Raw genomic sequence first — 15,779 nt, forward strand, 5'->3', positions numbered from 1 at the left:
AGCAGCGTAGCTTGCTGGCGATGATGCTGGAGCGCAGCTGGCTGCAGGACCGCGGTGGCCGCAGAAGCGCTTTAGCGGGCCGGTAGAGCGGTTTTTTTGTGGTGTAGCTGGGGTGGTAGCCTCGCGCCCCAAAAATCGCTCTACGGCCCGTTTAGGGCCGTTTGCAGCCATCGGCGGCGGCGGGGCGGTGGTGCGCAGCGGCGGTGGCAGGCCCGGGACCGGGCTGGATGTCGGGCGGCGGCCTGTATTTTCGTCACGCGTTACGTAATAAACTATCGTAACATCGCGCATGATGAAAATAAATCATCATCTTGGCCGCCCTATTTTCGTAACACGTGATAAAATACATGCACGTTTCGTGAGGAGTGACGAAAGTGGAAAGCCAGTCCGACACCCCGCCGCCGAAGCGCGGCCGCCCCCGCAAATACGCTACCGCCGCCGAACGGCAGGCGGCGTACCGCGAGCGGCTGCGTGAGCGTGGAGTACGTGAGGTGCGCAGGCTGGTGCCGACGCATCCGGAGCCGCTGCTGCGCAGCGCGGTGATTGACTTGAGCGCGCTGCCGCCGTGGAAACGGGGCTAGAAGCCGCTATAGCCGCCGCTGGCGGCTGGGGTGGAAACGCGCAATTTGCATAATTGCGCGTGCAATGTCAGCCTGGCGGCCGCTGTTGTCATCCGTCATCAATAGCCCGCTTCTTTCTGGTGTCGAACAGCAAGAATGGCGATGTTCTCCCCGTCGAAGCGGTAGAGGGCGACATAGCCACTGCTGCCGAAGTCGATCAGCCATTCCCGAAACTCGGGTTCCATGTCCTCGACCGGCCGGCCGATGTGTGGCTGATGGGCCAGAATCTTGACCCCGGCCCGGATCGCCTTCACTGCGCGTTGCGCTGCGTCGGCATCCTTGGGCGCGAGGAAGCGGTAGAGCCGCTGCACATCAGCCAGTGCCGGCGGCGTCCATGTCAGACGTGGCACTTAGGCAGCTCCGCATCCTCGCCGGCTTCCAGCTTCGCCAGCCAGGCGTCGGCTTCCTCAAGTGTCAGATGCAGGCCGGTGCGCTGATAGTCTTCCCAGGCGCGGAGCGCATCCTGTTTGAACGCTTCGCGCTTTTCCTCGCGCTCGACGTACTGCGCGATGGCCTCTCGCATGATCCAGTGCGATGTGCGCCGGCGGGCTTCGGCCAGGTGCTGGACGCGCCCTTTCAGCTCGTCATCGAGCTTGATGGATGTTGCCGTTGCCATGTGGCCCCCGTAGTGAAAGGTAATACCTTCCGCTACTATAGTCCTTCCCTGCCCCGCCGTCCACCCGGCCTGGCACGGCCGCGCTGAAATTGTCTTGCTTTGTCGCACAAGTCCTGGATTGGCCACGACCCCATGCCGATCACGCGGCTACAGCACGGCATCAGCCAGGCGATCGCGCGGCACGTGCTCACGCACAAGACCGAGCCGAGCGGAGGCTGGACGCTGGACGGCCTCATCCGAACCGTGGCGGGCGGCGACATCCGTGGACAGGCGCTGTGGGACAAGCGGCGCGAAGCCCGAGCCGACGCCGACGGGCTGGCCGCCGCCGGGGTGCTGCTGGAGGACGACCGAGTGCGGCGAGGCAAGCCGAGGCCCGACGACATGGAGCAAAGGCCCGACGACATGGAGCAAAGGCCCGACGACATGGAGCAAAGGCCCGGGGCCTGGAGCAAAGGCCCGGGGCCAGCAGATACATGAATCAGATACAGATTCAGGGGCCAGCCCTTTGAGTGGGCTGGCCCCCCGTTTTCAGGAAGAGGGGCCGCCCCTTCGGGGCGGCGGAGGGGGCAAGAGAAGGTTTTTGGACCGCCAGCAACTGGCACCTTCCTTTGCCCCCTACCCGCCGCGCGCAGCGCGGCACTCATACCTCCCGAGCGCCAGCAGCGTAGCTTGCTGGCGATGATGCTGGAGCGCAGCTGGCTGCAGGACCGCGGTGGCCGCAGAAGCGCTTTAGCGGGCCGGTAGAGCGGTTTTTTTGTGGTGTAGCTGGGGTGGTAGCCTCGCGCTCCAAAAATCGCTCTACGGCCCGTTTAGGGCCGTTTGCAGCCATCGGCGGCGGCGGGGCGGTGGTGCGCAGCGGCGGTGGCAGGCCCGGGACCGGGCTGCTGCCGCCTTGGCGACGCGGCTAAAAGCCGCCAGAGCCGCCGCTGGCGGCTGGGGTAGAAACGCGCAATTTGCATAAGCTGCAAAGGGGGCGCCCCTTCGGGGCGCGAATAGGGGGCAAAGGAAGGTTTGTGCGTTTGCGCTGTGGCTTGAATTTCGTCGCGAATGCTGTATCATACAATTACGCACAGCGCGGTGCAGTGCGGTAAATGTAGAGGAGAAAGTCATGAAAGTTGTTTCGCACAAGTATGTTGATTCGTTTGACGTTGACGGTCGTTCGATCGGCAATGTTTATGCTTTCAGCTTCGATGACGGCAGTGCTCTTGATGTCGTTGTGTTCTTTGACGGAGAGCTCGGCGATGACGTCGACAAGCATGTCGCTGAAGCTGTCAAGCAGTATGTGTATAACGAAGGTTTGCACTGCTGGTCTCGCAAATCTGCTTCTTATTACTTTATTTTTGATGACGGTTCGATTGTCTGGGGGCCTACACACACTTCGCAAAGCGGTTATGTTGCTCGCATCGACAATCTCGCTTATTGCGGTGACGATGAGGAGCTGAAAAATATGATCAAGTCTTATATGCGCGAGCACGAGCTTGATTATCTTAGCAATGCTGATGAAATTTGCGATGCGCTTGCTTTGACAGATATTTCTTGCGAGGCTATTCATTTCGAGGTGTGATGTTTGTTTAACCCCCCCCCTGCATTTGTCGGGGGGGGGGTGGGGTAAGTCATGAAATCGCAATCTGCAGTATCTTGCTCATTTCAGCGCGGAATGCTTTTTTCTGATGCAAAAATTTATAACGTTATTGATGGTGCGCGGGCGGATGGGGTTTCTGTTTTTTCTGAACAACGGCGGAAACTTGTAAAGACTGATAAGTATAGGAACAGATATGCTGTTGATAGCGTGATGCTCGAAACTGCAAAAACAGATTTTCGCGCGAGCGGTATTGATGTGACATTCACGATGCGCACGCTGCTGCTGGAACATTTGTTGTTTGCGTGCAACGATAATGCGTTTCGCACCTACCTGAAGACATTTATTGATCGGTTTGCGGACAGCGAGGAAATGAGGGAGCTTTGCCGGCGTTATGCCCGCAATATTTTGAACGGGCGCTGGCTGTGGCGCAACCGTTTGCTTGGCAAGTCGATTGCAGTGTCGGTAAAGGAGATTGGGGGCGGTGAGACGATGGAGGTCGATGCGCTAAGCGTGCCGCTGACGTTTGAATCGGGCTATAGCGACGCCGAAAACAAGCTGGCGGAGTGGCTGTTCATCGGCTTTACGCAGCAGCCGATGCAATTCGAGGTTTGCGCGCGCATCGACTTTGGCATGACGGGCGCGATCGAGGTGTTTCCTTCGCAGAATTTTGTCTCTGACAAACCAGACGGCTTTGCGCGCAGCCTGTACAAGCTTAAACGCATGTCACGGCAGGACCTGTTGCGCATCATGCGCAATGACAATGCAGACACGTATGCTGCTGACATTGTTGATGTGGGTGTTGCTGCTATTCGCGACCACAAAATCGGCAACGCTATACGCACGATCGATACGTGGTATGCCGCAAACAGCGATGCCTCGCCGATTCCTGTCGAGCCGCGCGGAGCCAATATCGAGCGAGACATGTACATGCGTGCGTCACGTAATGATTTGTTTACGTATCTAACGAGTCTCGACGATCTGCAGCGCAGTATCGTGGGCATCAATCATGAGGCCGCGTTTGTGCTGGCGTGCATGATCCGTGGCTTCCTGGCCGGCGAAATCGTGCAGGCGACTTAGAAGGTGAGCTGCAGCGTTGGACACTTGCGCTTGTCAGACTTTTTTGCTAACATCACAGCATGTCGGGCACTGCTTACCGCCACCTCAAACGCGCCGCCTCCGCTGCGGCGCGGGCGGTGGGTTTGCGTGCGCACGGCGCGGTGTACGGCGTTGCTACAGCTTTTATTCTGCTATGCGCGCTGTGCGCCGCCGTGCTAACTGCGGCGCAGCTTGCTGCGGGCGAGCATTTGCCGCTACAGCGCTGTCTTGAGCTGGCCGGTGCCGGGGTGGGCGTGTTGCTTGCCGCCCCCGCCGCGTTCGCGGTGCGTTGGTCCGAGCGTCGCCGCGCGGCTCGCGCAGATGCGCAGCGTGCGGAAGCGTTGCGCACCGCTGCCGACGATATAACTAAACGTGATGGCGCGGTGCTTTTGCCGCGCGCCATCCTTTTCGCTGTTGCGCAGCAGCAACAGCAGCTGCTTTCGCAGCTGCTTTCGTTGCGCTCCCGCAGCGCCTTTTCCCGCGCCGCCGCAGTCGCGGCGCTGGCTTTTGCGCGTGCACGCATGCACGCGGCTTTTGTAGCACTACCGCGCGCGCACACCCGCGCCTTCGCCTTCCGCCCGGGCTGCTGACCCCGGGCGAATACCCTGCTTTTTCGGCGGCGCCCGGGGCTAATCCCCCGGGGTTAGCGCTGCCCGTTTTACACCCCTCTTGCTTGGCGCCGCCGCGATTGGTTCGCGGGGTGTATCGTGGCGGGTTATGTTAATAAAGTGCTCGACGTTATTAAGTCGAACTGGGGTAATGAAGCGGTAATTGCAGTTAGGCGGGTGCTAAGTTATAAAGGCAATGCTTTGCGCAATCGGTTTGATGCACGCACAAACATTGCGTTAGCGCAAAAAGCGATAGTCAATTGGGACGATGCGGAGATTGTGAACGAGGCGTTTGCTTTGTTTGCTAAGCACGGGCTTGTTTGCGGCGACACATTGCTAACGCGAATTGTTTGCCCGCGCGATGTGATGATCATGGGGCGAACGGAAAGCCTGGACGACGACGCCGATGGTCATGGCGGGTTGGCGGCTTTGCTGGCGGCACCAGAATCGGAACCTGAACCGGAACCGGATTTCGAGCCCGGTTTTTGGGCTGATGGTGTAGACGAACGTGCAAAGCTTGCCAAGGCTTTGGCGAATCGAGGCGGGATTGGCTTGGATGCAGTCAAAGAGAAGCTGTTTAACGTTGTGCGTTTGTCCGCCGAAATTGCCCGGCGGGCGGCGCTTCGGAGGCGGGGTAAGCGAAGCAGCGCGAACGCATTTGTTGATTTAGCGTATAATAGCGAACTTGCTGTTGGTATTTCGCAGTATGCGTTGCGGCGCCTGCTGGGCGGCAGGATTGCGCAGAAGGTGCGTGATGAAATTGATCGCTTTAGCAAAGCCGTCGTTTTGTGTGACGAGGTTGAGCAACATCGTCGCTGCGCAATAGCAATGCTTGCCCCGCTGTGCCGGTCGGGTCGGGCATTGTATGAGCTTATGCAGCTTCCTGCAGAGCGCGTGTTTGCGCTGTTGCTGCAGACCGGCGCAAGCGTGCGCAATCGCTACCCCGGCGGCGCGCCGCAAACGGGTCGGCTGCCGCGGCTAACCGTCGCGGTTATTGCCAGCTTTGCCTTTGCCGCGGTTGCTGCGGCGGACATGCGCGGGCTGGACGTGTTCACCGGTATAGTCCGGGCGGGTCGTGGCAATAAAGTTGTGTACCCGCCGCAGCCCGTTCGTCGGCACAAGCACAAGCAAAAAAATACCGCGGCTGCTGTGCCGCGGCAACTGGCGTTGTCGTTGTTTGTGCTGGCAGCCTAACTGCTACCGCTGTTTGCCGCGCAGCGGCTGTTGCTGGGCTTGTGCCGCCAATTCCGCCGCGGCGGCGGCAAGGTCGGCGCGCGCGTGTAGCATGCCCACGCCGTAACCGGCCGCGGCGGCAAAGGAAATTGCAGCAATAAAAGCTAGCAGTACTTTGTCGCGGAGCGGCTTTATGTGCCCGGTCGCTTCCTCCGCCGCTTGTTGGGCCGCTTGTTGGGCGGCGCTGCGAGCCGCTTGCTGTGCGGCGGCTTGTGCCGCTTGCTGGGCTGCTTGCTGCGCCGCGGTTTGTGCGATTTGCTCGATCAATAGTGCTGGCGCTGTTACTGTCGGCGGCGGGGCTGCGGGCGCTGGTTGTTGTGCCGACACCGCATCCGCTGCTGCAGCGGCGGCGCGGTCCGCGGCTTTGTTGGCTGCAGTGTTTGCAGCATTCACAAGCGCATTTTTAAGCGCCGCGAATTCGTCCGCCAGCGCGTTGTCTACTGCTACCTTTAGTAGTTCCTCAGCTTTTTTGCTAACCGCTTCCTTTGCGGCCTCGCCGATGATGCGCTTCAGCGCATCTTCTGACTGCTGCCCCAGCGCAACATTGACGCGCGATTGCATGTCGGCATGCATTTTGCCGACAATTTCCGCGGTAACGCTGCCAATTGCGGCGGCAACCGGCCACAGGTCATCGCTCGCGTCGCGGGCGGCAAGTGCCGTTTTCAGCTCGACGTCAGTGATTTTTTCAATCACTTTCTGCTTTTCGATTTCGTATTTCATTCGCCGCCTCCCATCAGGTCCTCCAGCACCGGCGCAAGCGTCTTGATGCCGCGCTGCGTCCAGCCCGAGATGCGGATGCGTTGGATCGGGCTTTTGAGCGCATCGGGATGGTTGCCCAGGGCCAAGTGGTACATCGGGATCGTCGCATGCTGCTGGATGAGCGCGTAGGTGTCCGCAGGCAGCCGCTCAAACTCCGCCGCATCAGGCACGACCTTTTTCAGCCGCTCAAGCAGCCCATCGTCGCGCAGGAATGCCGGGGCCAGCGCCAGGCGCTTTTCGCAGGCCTGGGCAAGACCGTTTTCGAACGATTGCTTCAGCGCTTCGAACGCCACCGTGTTGTTGCTGGCCGAGTACACGATGCGCAGCTCAAGATCGAGGTCTTCGAGCGCATGGCGGATGATCTCGGCCTCGGGATCGACCGTCTCGGAGGCGGTGGCAGGCAAGTTGACGACGATGGCATCGACATCGAGGTGGACTTGCTCGATGTAGTCCACCAGCTTGTTGATTGCACGCTCTTTTTCGCTCGGGTCGGCAAGACCGATAATGGCACTCGATGCCGCGTGCGCGCCGTAGCGCCGGGTGACATCGTCGGTGGTGCCATCCCCATCGACGATGGCGATGCGCTTTTCACCGCGAAAGATAAGGGCATCGCACATGAGTGCGGCCACCGTGGACTTGCCCACACCGCCCTTTTCGCCGTGGGAGAAGATGACAGGTTTCATGAAGAGGCTCCTTTCCTTGAGACATCACGGGCACGCCGCCCGCACCCCATAGAGAAAGGGGTGGAACAAAACAAAAAGGGGTGCTAGGCGGGTTTGACCTGAAGCTGCGCACGGCGGCGGCGCACCGCATCAGTGATGATGTCGCGGATCAGGCCGGAGACATATCGCACGAAGCTGGTCATCGTCAGCTTGGCTTTTTCCTCGTCGGGCAGTCGCAGGCGGCGCAGCGCCCACAGCTCCACCGCGTCGCCGTAGGGCGGGCGGCGCTTGAGAACTTCGATCATCATGGGCTCCCACACGTCGCCCGCATCGCGAAAGCCGATCAGCGGGTCGTGCGAGCGGTCATAGTCGCGCACGAAGTGGGCATAGAAGAAGATCGCCAGCTCGTATAGGAACGGCGGGCGCTGGCTGCCGCCGCTGGTGTTTGCGATGTCTTGCAGGTGCTGATCGATCATCGCCTGCGCCACGGCGCGCGATTGCTCCGGCGGGCACGGCGGCACTGACAGCAGCCGCATGCTGTTGTTCAGCATTTCCTCGACTGTGGTGACGTGCTCGCCAAGCTCGATCTTGCGCAGCCGCCCTTGCTCTCCGGTCAGCTGCGGTGTTTCAATCGGCTGCGGAATGGGCACCTGCGGCACTTCCTTGAAAGGCCGCGCCAGCCGCATGAGCTCCTCGATGCTGAACTGCTGCGCCACCGGGATCGGGGCCTGCGGGTTGGCCGCCGAGGCCTGCGCATGGGGGGTGCCGGTAACAGGGGGGGTTGCCGAGGCCTGCGTCGTGACCGGCATCGCCGCCTTCGAAGGTGTTGCCGTCACCACCGGGGTGGCAGGCGCGGGCACTACCACCGGCGCAGGCGCGGGCGCCACCACCGGCTTGGCAGCGGCGGTCTGCTGTTGCACCTGGCGGGCGCGGGCGAGGAGCCACTTGAATCTCGCCAGATTGAAGCGACGACCATGAAAGTCGTCGTTGCGCATTAAGCAGGCATGGATTTCCCTCAGCGACCATCCGGCGGCATGCACTTCCTCGATATGTGGCAGCAGTTCCACCATCCGATCAAGAGCCGGGCGGCGCTTGGGCGGGGTCATTCCTTTGAGTTCGTCGAGACCAGTTTTCATGTTTCACCTCTGAGGTCAAAGCGGCACACAGTCGCCTCCCTTAGAGAAAGGTCTGGAACAAAAAAGGGCTAGCCGTCGGGTGCCCGCTTGATAGCCGTGGCTCTGTCCGCCGCAGCAGCCGAGTGGTGACCGATGGGCGGCTGCGGGCGTAGCCGCCTTGGTAGCCAAACGCTGGCCGACTGATGGCTGATCACAAACCGGTTGGTGGCTCAGCGGCACCCGGTCGCTGACCGATGGGTGGCTGCCACTCAAGCCCGCTTAGTAGCCCGCTACTGGCCGACAGATGGCCGATGGCTGCCCGCTTGGTAGCTCTGGCGGTAGCCGATCGGCACCCGATGGGCGGCTGCGGGCGTAGCCGCCTTGGTAGCCAATTGCTGGCCGTGTTGGTAGCTCGCCGATAGCCGAGACCTACCCCAAAACGAGTGCAAGGTAGGCCGCCCACCGCCCGGCGCTGCGCACCGGATCGGGGGACGGCGATGACTCCGCCGAAGCGTCGTCAGTCAGGGCTTCGCCCCGACACCCCGAAGCTGCCGCATCCGGGCCGCCGCCCGTCGCCCATCCGGTCCCGGGCTCGGTGTCGCCCGCCATCGCCGCTGCTGGGTTTTTTTGTTCCACCCCTTTCTCTATAGGGTGCGAGCGGCGTGCTCGCGACCGAAGAAAGGGGTGTCCAATATGCCATTTCACATCACGAAACACAGCGGGAATGCGGCAGTGGGCGCAAGGGGGGAGTCATGGGCCGCCTGAAAACCCTCCTTTTGCCCCTGCTCACCGCGGCGGCAGCCGCGGCCCATGCTGGCGTGTACTGCAGCGGCTACACCGCGCAGCTTTCCGTTGCCACCCCGGTGCCCGCCGACATCGTGGGTCGGCCCGGCGGTGTGGCGGTCTGGATTATGTCGCCGTATGAGCAGTACGGCGCTTATTTGTCACAGGACGGGCGCTGGATTTATGACCGCACGCCGCAGTACGGCGACTACCGCCCCGCCCTTTCCATGCCGGCCAGCGTGGCGGTGTCGGCGTGTGTGCCGGACTTTGCTCGCATCGACGAATACGGCGAAGTCGGCTGTGCCCAGGCCACCTATGGCACTGCGGGCTGGCACGTGTTGATAGCGCCGGGCGGGCTGACTGCGCAGGCCGAAGCCCGCGTGGACAGCACGCAGCAACGCATGGCCGACATAAATGCATCGCTTGTGGCCCAGGGGCGCCAGCCGCGCCCTTTTGACCGGCAGCGCTGGATCGAGGCGGAGGTCTTGAAAAACGGGCGCAACAACGCCCGCGCGGTGCTGACCGTGCCGGCCATCGATTGCTCGCCGCCTGACACCGGGGGTGGTGATTGACTTTGGAGGAGCAGGACATGAAGGCAACCGTGATGGGACTGGTGATGCTGGCCGCGGCGGGCGGCGCTTGGGCCTGCGCGCACGAATGCGGCATAGCCGCGGCACCGGACGAGCACGAACGGCAGGTGCGCGGCGGTGTGCTGTGGCGTGCCGAAGAAGGCAGCGCGATCATTGCCGACACGACCCGGCCAGAGATGTTTTTGGAGCTTGCGGACATGCTAGCCGAGTGCCGCAGCGATGCCGCATGCCAGGGTGTGGTGATCCTTGGCGTGAAGGCCATGCGGCGCGAAGGGGGCAAAGGAGGCGAGCAATGATCGGGGTACGCAAAGTCGGCTATACGCAGATCGCCGAAATCTTAGGCGTTAGCCGCACGCATGTCGTCAACCGCATCAGCAAACAGCCGGACTTTCCCAAGCCCATCATTCGCGTGTCGCGCATGACCGTTTGGTGGGATGAGCGAGACATTTGGGAGTGGGCGCGCAAGCGGGCGCAGAAAGGTTGATTGAACTATACTTTGATGGAGGTTGTTTGTATGGATACTCTAACCTTTGATCCGATTCGTAAAAGCCTCGTTTTTAAAACTGGGTACGACCCCGATTTGGTGGAGGATATTAAAAGCATACCCGGACGTCTTTGGAACAAATATAGCCGCGATTGGACGGTGCCGACCACAGAGGTGGCAGCCGCAATTCGCGTAGCCCGCGAGTACGGCATTCACATTACTGATGAAGTTATGGCAATGTCCGGCAAGCTGAAGGAAGCGCATGAGCTTTCCGCGGCTGTGGCGCACGAAGCTGCCGACAACATTACTATTCCCGGGCTTTCAGACAAAGCCCAGCTTCGGCCTTATCAAAAGGTCGGGGTGGCTTATTTGGCAAGTAAGCGGCGCGCAATTCTTGCCGACGAAATGGGAACCGGTAAAACGTTGCAATCGCTGTGCACGGTGGCAGCCACCAATGCTTGGCCGGCTGTGGTGGTATGTCCGGCCAGCTTGCGCATAAATTGGCAGCGGGAGGCGCAGCAATGGTTTCCTGACAAGAAAGCCGCCGTAATTGGCTTGGGTGGTGGCAAGAAGCGCGATCAAGAGATTTTGAACGCCAAGGACGCCGACATTATCATCCTCAATTACGACATTGCCAAGGATGTATTGCCCGCTTTGCAGGATGCTGGCATTGAGCCCAAAGCACTTATTTGCGATGAGGCGCATTATGTGAAAGACCTGAAATCTCAGCGCGGCATGGCAATTCAGGATATGGCGCACGATTTGACGCAACGCCGCGATAGCGTTGTTATTCTTGCCACTGGTACGCCTGTTATCAACCGTCCTGCCGATCTTATCGCGCCGCTCAAGATCATGGGCAACTTGAATGAATTCGGCGGCTGGAAGGGCTTTGTCACACGGTACTGCAACGCCAAGCAAACACGTTGGGGCTGGGATATTAGCGGCGCTTCTAACATTCGCGAGCTGGAGCAAAAGCTGCGCGCGACTTGTTATATCCGCCGCACCAAGGATCAGGTGTTGCAGGAACTGCCGGATAAGCAGCGCACCGCCGTTGAAATTACGCTGCCTCCTGCCGCGCTAAAAGCATACGCGGACGTGGAGCGTGAGTTTGCAAGCTGGTATCGCGGCTTTACCGACGACAATTCCGCCGAAACGCTGCGTCGCATTACTGCGCTGCGGCAGGCCGTGGGTCAGGGCAAAATCGAGCCGACGATATCCTTCGTCAAAGACATTGTGGACACCGGCGAAAAGGCAATTGTGTTTGCCATTCACAAAGAAGTTCAGGATGCCATACTTAATGGTTTGCGAGCCGAGCAGCTTCGGGTCGCTTCGATTACCGGCGAAATGGAGTCTGAGCAGCGGCAGGCGGCAGTAGACCGCTTTCAGTACGGGCAGGCCGACGTTATTGTGTGCTCACAAAAAGCGGCTGGCACCGGACTTACTCTTACCGCCGCATCCAACGTTGTATTTGCAGAGTACGACTGGACAGCCGCCAGCCATGACCAAGCTGAAGACCGCGCGCACAGGCTGGGGCAGAAAAACGCTGTGAATGTGTGGTATATTCACGCGGCGGGCACAATAGACGATGCAATGGCCCAGACGGTTGAGTACAAGCGCAAAATTGCTCATCGTGTAGCCGGGGATCGCGATGCAGGTGACCTTGAGACATCGCGCGAGGACATTGCGCGGGTGTTGGCTAGTATTGCCTCACGTCAAGGCGGACTTGAAAAGGAAAAAAAGAAAGCAAAGATTGATAACGAACAACAGCAAAAAGCTGAACAGCAAAAAGCTGAAATGCAGCAAGATGCCGAGGCAGAAAAGGAAAAACCGCGATCGCGGGCGCGAGTAAGCGCTGAACTGGAGCTATAGCCTTTGCCCACACCAGCGCGGCCCCGTTATGGGGCCGTTTTGCTTTCAAAGCCTCGCCGCAATCTCCTCCGCCGACTCGCGGTAGTAGGTGTTGAGCAGCAGGCGCAGATCGCGGTGGCCCGAGATGCGCGCAAGCGTCATGACATCGACCCGGCGCGACAGGCGCGTCAGCGCATCCGCCCGCGCGTCATGGAAGTGCAGGTCACGGATGAGCAGCCGGTCACGCACTTTGCGAAAGAGCGCATCGCGCGACTGGGGCGAGACGGTGAAGTACGCCTCGCGTCCCTGCTCGCGTGCTGCGGCATCAAGCACAGCCAGCAGCCGCGCGGCCTTGCGCGTGAAGGGCACATGGCGCACGCCAACGCGCTCCACGGTCTTGTGCTCTTCCAGCCGGATGACGCGCCGCTGCAGATCGACCGTGCGGGTGGAAAGGCTGTGCAGCTCGCCCGCACGCATCGCGGTGTGGTGCGCCAGCAGGTACATCCAGGCCACTTCCTGCTGAAGCGTGCGCGGTGGCTGCCCGGTGACGTAGCCCAAGCCTCGCAGCAGGCGGCGCAGCTCGCGCCAGTCGGTGCGGCGATCCCGCGCGTGCGAGTTGGCAGGCACCGGCAGCTCATGGAACGGATCGACATCCATCCATCCCCAGGTGCGGCAGTGTTTCCACAGCGTGCGTAAATCGGAGGACTCGCGCGCTACCGACGCGGCGCTGACCGCAGCCCGCCGCTCATCGCGCCAGCGCGCCATGTGCTCGCTGCGAACGTCTGCCACCGGCATCTGCGCCAGCCACGGGCACAGACGAAGCAGGGCCAGCAGACGGCGTTTTTCGAAGGGGCCGCCCCTGCGGTGCGGCACGATTTCCTTGAGGTAGCGGTCGATGGCTTGCGCCACCGTCACGCCGCTGCCGCCCCTGCGCTTGCCGGCCAGGATTTCGGCTTCGACCTGTGCGGCCCAGGCGCTGGCCTGCGCCTTGGTCGGGAACACCTTGGAGGTGCGCACGCCGAGTCGCGCCACTTCGGCGCGCCAGCCCTTGTTGAGCTTGCGGATGAAGGCCACCGTATCTCCCCTTGCGTAACACCGTGCGTAAATCGTGCGTAGCGCGATGCTACCCGATGCCGCCAGATGATGCCACTTGCAGCCTCGACGACGACTGCGCAGGGGCCGCAAAACGCCGCTAAGCCCTTGTTGGGCAACAAAAAACCCGCCAGCGGCGGGTTGTTGCAGGGGCTTGGTGTTGGATGCGGTTTTTGACCGTTGGTGCCGACGGCGAGACTCGAACTCGCACAGCTTTCGCCACTACCCCCTCAAGATAGCGTGTCTACCAATTCCACCACGTCGGCAAGGGGCTGTTCGTCGAGCGCTGGATTGGCTGCACCGCTCCAGCGAGTTACCGTGCATCGACGACTTCGCTATTGTAGCCGTAAAAAAGCCCCCGGCCGAAACGGCGCGGGGGCCCGTCGTGTGAGCGACGACCGCCAGCTTCAACGACCCGGAATCTGGGATGCCGGGGCACCCTCCACAGGCGCTGCAGGCGCTGCGGGTGCTGGCGCCGCCGGCACCGTCTCGAGCACGCTGCCGCCGCCACTGGACTGCGGGCGCTGGTAGCCCAAAAAGGCCAGGGCCAGGGTGGAGGCCAAAAACACCGTGGCCAGCACCGCCGTGCTGCGTGAGAGGAAGTTGGCCCCGCCCGAAGCCCCAAACAGACTGGCCGACGCACCGCCGCCAAAGGCGGCCCCAGCGTCGGCGCCCTTGCCGTGCTGCATCAGCACCAGGCCAATCATGGCCAGCGCCGACAGCACCTGCACGATCATCAGCAATGTGGACAACACCGTCATGGATCAAACACTCCAGTTGAAAATACCAAACCAAACGCCGGGCGCACGGCGCCACGGCGAACCATCGTCCCAACACCCGCCGTGTGCCCGCACACACGCCGTTGGCTCAGATCGACCTGCCCCACCCATTACGCCGCCGCGACGATACGCAAAAAGGCGTCGGCCTTGAGCGACGCACCGCCCACCAGGCCGCCGTCGATATCCGGCTGCGCCAGCAATGCCGCTGCGTTGTCGGCCGTCATGCTGCCGCCGTAGAGGATGCGCACGCGCCGCTCACTGGGCACGGCGGCACGCAGCTGGGCACGCAGCACGGCGTGCACCGCCTGTGCCTGCTCCGGGGTGGCGGTGCGCCCGGTGCCGATGGCCCACACCGGCTCGTAGGCCACCACGATTTCGCTGACGCAATGGCCCACCGCATGGATCACCGCCGCCAACTGCCGCTTGACGACGAATTCGGTATCACCCTGATCGCGCTGCGCCTGCGTTTCACCCACGCACACGATCGGCGTGATACCCGCTGCCAGTGCGCGCCGCGCCTTCTGGGCGACGATATCGTCACTTTCGCCGTGGTATTGGCGGCGTTCCGAATGGCCGACGATGACGTAGCGGCATGCAAAGTCACGCAGCATCGCGGCGCTGACCTCGCCGGTGTAGGCGCCCGCCACGTGTACGGACACGTCTTGCGCCCCCCACGCGATGGCGCTGCCGGTGCACGCCGCCTGCACCTGCCCCAAATACGGAAACGGCACGCACACCGCCACGTCGGCCGCTGGCGCCGCCGGCAGCGCGGCGCGCAGCGCCTGCAACAACTCGGCGTTGGCCGCCAGGCTGCCATTCATCTTCCAATTGCCCGCGATCAGCTTGCGCATCGGTAGCTTCCTTGTACGACGAGAAGATTTGCAACGGACGGGCCGCATCAGGCCGACGCCCGACTCCAATCGATGATCAGTTTGCCGATGTGCTGATTGGACTCCATCAGCGCATGGGCCTGCGCCGCCTCTTCAGGCGCGAATACCCGGTAGACGACCGGCCGAATGGCGCCACGCTCGATCAGCGGCCAGACGTGGCGACGCAGTTCACGCGCAATCGCCGCCTTGAACGCCACCGACCGTGGGCGCAAGGTGGAGCCGGTGATCGTCAAGCGCCGACGCAGCACCAAACCGGCGTCGAATGACGCGTCGGTGCCGCCTTGCACGGCAATGATGACCAGACGTCCGTCCTCGGCCAGGCAGCGCACTTCGCGCCCCACGTAGGCGCCAGCCACCATGTCCAGGATCACGTCCACACCGCGCCCGTGGGTGAGGCGCTGCACTTCAGCCACGAAGTCTTGGCTGCGGTACAGAATGGCCGCCTCCGCCCCCAGCCGCAGGCATGCCTCGGCCTTGTCGGGGCTGCCCACGGTGACGAACACACGCGCGCCCATGGCACGCGCCATTTGAATGGCCGCCACACCGATACCGCTGGCGCCGCCTTGCACCAGCAGGGTTTCGCCGGCCTGCAAGCGGCCGCGGTCGAAGACATTGCTCCAGACGGTAAAAAAAGTCTCGGGCAGGCCGGCCGCTTCGATGTCGCTGCAGCCGCGCGGCACGGGCAGACACTGCCCCACCGGGGCCACGCAATACTCGGCATAGCCGCCGCCCGCGACCAAGGCGCAGACGCGGTCGCCGATGCGCAGTCCGGCGGCCTCCATGGCCTCGACGTCGCCGCTATCGATGACGCCGGCGACTTCCAGCCCCGGCAGGTCGGAGACGCCGGGCGGCGGTGCATAGCGCCCCAGGCGCTGCAGCACGTCCGGTCGGTTGATGCCGGAGGCGCTCACGCGGATCCGCACCTCGCCCTCACCCGGCTCGGGCAGCGACCGACGCACCAGGCGCAAACCCTCCGGGCCGCCATGGGCGGCGATTTCGATCGCCTGCATGTCACGGGCCATG

The 15,779-nt window shown here is 62.1% G+C and carries 19 protein-coding genes and 1 tRNA gene; 10 read left to right on the top strand and 10 right to left on the bottom strand.

Going from position 1 to position 15,779, the window contains the following annotated elements; genetic code table 11:
* Nucleotides 1-374: 374 nt before the first annotated feature.
* The gene (locus Tchar_RS06940) at nucleotides 375-581 is read left to right on the top strand and encodes a hypothetical protein (protein ID WP_185971244.1); all 207 of its coding nucleotides are present in this window, start codon (nucleotides 375-377) and stop codon (nucleotides 579-581) included.
* Nucleotides 582-679: 98 nt separating this feature from the next.
* Here Tchar_RS06940 and Tchar_RS06945 read toward each other — a convergent pair whose 3' ends face one another.
* Nucleotides 680-970: a type II toxin-antitoxin system RelE/ParE family toxin gene (locus tag Tchar_RS06945; RefSeq protein ID WP_132963705.1), complete on the bottom strand. Its 291-nt coding sequence runs from the start codon at nucleotides 968-970 to the stop codon at nucleotides 680-682.
* Nucleotides 958-1,236 (bottom strand): CopG family ribbon-helix-helix protein, encoded by a 279-nt coding sequence (locus Tchar_RS06950; RefSeq protein WP_132963706.1) that lies wholly within the window; start codon nucleotides 1,234-1,236, stop codon nucleotides 958-960. The genes Tchar_RS06945 and Tchar_RS06950 overlap by 13 nt, the downstream gene beginning before the upstream one ends.
* A gap of 99 nt (nucleotides 1,237-1,335) precedes the next feature.
* Here Tchar_RS06950 and Tchar_RS06955 point away from each other — a divergent pair, with 99 nt between their 5' ends.
* The 5 genes from Tchar_RS06955 to Tchar_RS06975 all read left to right on the top strand — a co-directional run bounded on the left by Tchar_RS06955 (nucleotide 1,336) and on the right by Tchar_RS06975 (nucleotide 5,715).
* The gene (locus tag Tchar_RS06955; RefSeq protein WP_144328334.1) at nucleotides 1,336-1,713 is read left to right on the top strand and encodes a hypothetical protein; all 378 of its coding nucleotides are present in this window, start codon (nucleotides 1,336-1,338) and stop codon (nucleotides 1,711-1,713) included.
* A gap of 631 nt (nucleotides 1,714-2,344) precedes the next feature.
* Nucleotides 2,345-2,800, top strand: a complete 456-nt coding sequence (locus tag Tchar_RS06960) for a hypothetical protein (protein WP_144328335.1) — start codon at nucleotides 2,345-2,347, stop codon at nucleotides 2,798-2,800.
* A 51-nt stretch (nucleotides 2,801-2,851) separates the two neighbouring features.
* Nucleotides 2,852-3,895 carry a type I-F CRISPR-associated protein Csy3 gene (gene csy3, locus Tchar_RS06965; protein ID WP_144328336.1) on the top strand — a complete coding sequence of 348 codons (1,044 nt, stop codon included), beginning with the start codon at nucleotides 2,852-2,854 and terminating at the stop codon, nucleotides 3,893-3,895.
* A 116-nt stretch (nucleotides 3,896-4,011) separates the two neighbouring features.
* Entirely contained in the window at nucleotides 4,012-4,503 is a 492-nt protein-coding gene (locus Tchar_RS06970; RefSeq protein WP_236640370.1) for a hypothetical protein, read from the top strand.
* Nucleotides 4,504-4,620: 117 nt separating this feature from the next.
* Nucleotides 4,621-5,715 carry a hypothetical protein gene (locus tag Tchar_RS06975; protein ID WP_144328338.1) on the top strand — a complete coding sequence of 365 codons (1,095 nt, stop codon included), beginning with the start codon at nucleotides 4,621-4,623 and terminating at the stop codon, nucleotides 5,713-5,715.
* Nucleotides 5,716-5,718: 3 nt separating this feature from the next.
* Here Tchar_RS06975 and Tchar_RS06980 read toward each other — a convergent pair whose 3' ends face one another.
* The 3 genes from Tchar_RS06980 to Tchar_RS06990 all read right to left on the bottom strand — a co-directional run bounded on the left by Tchar_RS06980 (nucleotide 5,719) and on the right by Tchar_RS06990 (nucleotide 8,311).
* Nucleotides 5,719-6,474 (bottom strand): hypothetical protein, encoded by a 756-nt coding sequence (locus Tchar_RS06980; RefSeq protein ID WP_144328339.1) that lies wholly within the window; start codon nucleotides 6,472-6,474, stop codon nucleotides 5,719-5,721.
* Nucleotides 6,471-7,196 carry a P-loop NTPase family protein gene (locus Tchar_RS06985; RefSeq protein WP_144328340.1) on the bottom strand — a complete coding sequence of 242 codons (726 nt, stop codon included), beginning with the start codon at nucleotides 7,194-7,196 and terminating at the stop codon, nucleotides 6,471-6,473. Before Tchar_RS06985 ends, Tchar_RS06980 begins: the two co-directional genes overlap by 4 nt.
* A gap of 83 nt (nucleotides 7,197-7,279) precedes the next feature.
* On the bottom strand, nucleotides 7,280-8,311 hold the full coding sequence (locus tag Tchar_RS06990; protein ID WP_144328341.1) for a hypothetical protein: 1,032 nt from the start codon (nucleotides 8,309-8,311) through the stop codon (nucleotides 7,280-7,282).
* A gap of 731 nt (nucleotides 8,312-9,042) precedes the next feature.
* On the opposite strand from Tchar_RS06990, the gene Tchar_RS06995 reads away from it, so the two are divergent.
* From Tchar_RS06995 to Tchar_RS07010, 4 genes are read left to right on the top strand one after another with little or no spacing between them, the layout of a single operon-like run.
* Entirely contained in the window at nucleotides 9,043-9,645 is a 603-nt protein-coding gene (locus Tchar_RS06995) for a hypothetical protein (protein WP_144328342.1), read from the top strand.
* A gap of 17 nt (nucleotides 9,646-9,662) precedes the next feature.
* The gene (locus tag Tchar_RS07000) at nucleotides 9,663-9,959 is read left to right on the top strand and encodes a hypothetical protein (RefSeq protein ID WP_144328343.1); all 297 of its coding nucleotides are present in this window, start codon (nucleotides 9,663-9,665) and stop codon (nucleotides 9,957-9,959) included.
* Nucleotides 9,956-10,147: a helix-turn-helix transcriptional regulator gene (locus tag Tchar_RS07005; protein ID WP_144328344.1), complete on the top strand. Its 192-nt coding sequence runs from the start codon at nucleotides 9,956-9,958 to the stop codon at nucleotides 10,145-10,147. Before Tchar_RS07000 ends, Tchar_RS07005 begins: the two co-directional genes overlap by 4 nt.
* A gap of 30 nt (nucleotides 10,148-10,177) precedes the next feature.
* Nucleotides 10,178-12,016, top strand: coding sequence for a DEAD/DEAH box helicase (locus Tchar_RS07010; RefSeq protein ID WP_161595473.1), 1,839 nt, complete (start codon nucleotides 10,178-10,180; stop codon nucleotides 12,014-12,016).
* A gap of 45 nt (nucleotides 12,017-12,061) precedes the next feature.
* On the opposite strand, the gene Tchar_RS07015 is transcribed toward Tchar_RS07010, so the two are convergent.
* The 5 genes from Tchar_RS07015 to Tchar_RS07035 form a co-directional block, all read right to left on the bottom strand.
* Nucleotides 12,062-13,069, bottom strand: a complete 1,008-nt coding sequence (locus Tchar_RS07015) for a tyrosine-type recombinase/integrase (protein ID WP_144328346.1) — start codon at nucleotides 13,067-13,069, stop codon at nucleotides 12,062-12,064.
* A gap of 199 nt (nucleotides 13,070-13,268) precedes the next feature.
* A tRNA-Leu gene (locus tag Tchar_RS07020) sits at nucleotides 13,269-13,353 on the bottom strand.
* A 141-nt stretch (nucleotides 13,354-13,494) separates the two neighbouring features.
* On the bottom strand, nucleotides 13,495-13,848 hold the full coding sequence (gene secG / locus Tchar_RS07025) for a preprotein translocase subunit SecG (protein ID WP_144328347.1): 354 nt from the start codon (nucleotides 13,846-13,848) through the stop codon (nucleotides 13,495-13,497).
* 128 nt (nucleotides 13,849-13,976) lie between these two features.
* A complete protein-coding gene (tpiA, locus tag Tchar_RS07030) occupies nucleotides 13,977-14,717 on the bottom strand; it encodes a triose-phosphate isomerase (protein ID WP_236640371.1) in 741 nt (246 codons plus the stop codon).
* Nucleotides 14,718-14,764: 47 nt separating this feature from the next.
* Nucleotides 14,765-15,766 carry an NAD(P)H-quinone oxidoreductase gene (locus tag Tchar_RS07035; protein ID WP_144328371.1) on the bottom strand — a complete coding sequence of 334 codons (1,002 nt, stop codon included), beginning with the start codon at nucleotides 15,764-15,766 and terminating at the stop codon, nucleotides 14,765-14,767.
* Nucleotides 15,767-15,779: the final 13 nt, after the last annotated feature.

This window comes from Tepidimonas charontis, from assembly GCF_007556685.1.
GTDB classification, from domain to species: Bacteria; Pseudomonadota; Gammaproteobacteria; order Burkholderiales; family Burkholderiaceae_C; genus Tepidimonas; species Tepidimonas charontis.

What these genes read in the sequence shown, in the direction of transcription:
- Tchar_RS07035 (WP_144328371.1), bottom strand. Translation starts at nt 15,766, where the DNA reads ATGCAGGCGATCGAAATCGCCGCCCATGGCGGCCCGGAGGGTTTGCGC.
- tpiA (WP_236640371.1), bottom strand. Translation starts at nt 14,717, where the DNA reads ATGCGCAAGCTGATCGCGGGCAATTGGAAGATGAATGGCAGCCTGGCG.
- Tchar_RS06960 (WP_144328335.1), top strand. Translation starts at nt 2,345, where the DNA reads ATGAAAGTTGTTTCGCACAAGTATGTTGATTCGTTTGACGTTGACGGT.
- Tchar_RS06950 (WP_132963706.1), bottom strand. Translation starts at nt 1,236, where the DNA reads ATGGCAACGGCAACATCCATCAAGCTCGATGACGAGCTGAAAGGGCGC.
- Tchar_RS07000 (WP_144328343.1), top strand. Translation starts at nt 9,663, where the DNA reads ATGAAGGCAACCGTGATGGGACTGGTGATGCTGGCCGCGGCGGGCGGC.
- Tchar_RS06995 (WP_144328342.1), top strand. Translation starts at nt 9,043, where the DNA reads ATGGGCCGCCTGAAAACCCTCCTTTTGCCCCTGCTCACCGCGGCGGCA.
- Tchar_RS07010 (WP_161595473.1), top strand. Translation starts at nt 10,178, where the DNA reads ATGGATACTCTAACCTTTGATCCGATTCGTAAAAGCCTCGTTTTTAAA.
- Tchar_RS06990 (WP_144328341.1), bottom strand. Translation starts at nt 8,311, where the DNA reads ATGAAAACTGGTCTCGACGAACTCAAAGGAATGACCCCGCCCAAGCGC.
- Tchar_RS07005 (WP_144328344.1), top strand. Translation starts at nt 9,956, where the DNA reads ATGATCGGGGTACGCAAAGTCGGCTATACGCAGATCGCCGAAATCTTA.
- csy3 (WP_144328336.1), top strand. Translation starts at nt 2,852, where the DNA reads ATGAAATCGCAATCTGCAGTATCTTGCTCATTTCAGCGCGGAATGCTT.
- Tchar_RS06985 (WP_144328340.1), bottom strand. Translation starts at nt 7,196, where the DNA reads ATGAAACCTGTCATCTTCTCCCACGGCGAAAAGGGCGGTGTGGGCAAG.
- secG (WP_144328347.1), bottom strand. Translation starts at nt 13,848, where the DNA reads ATGACGGTGTTGTCCACATTGCTGATGATCGTGCAGGTGCTGTCGGCG.
- Tchar_RS06980 (WP_144328339.1), bottom strand. Translation starts at nt 6,474, where the DNA reads ATGAAATACGAAATCGAAAAGCAGAAAGTGATTGAAAAAATCACTGAC.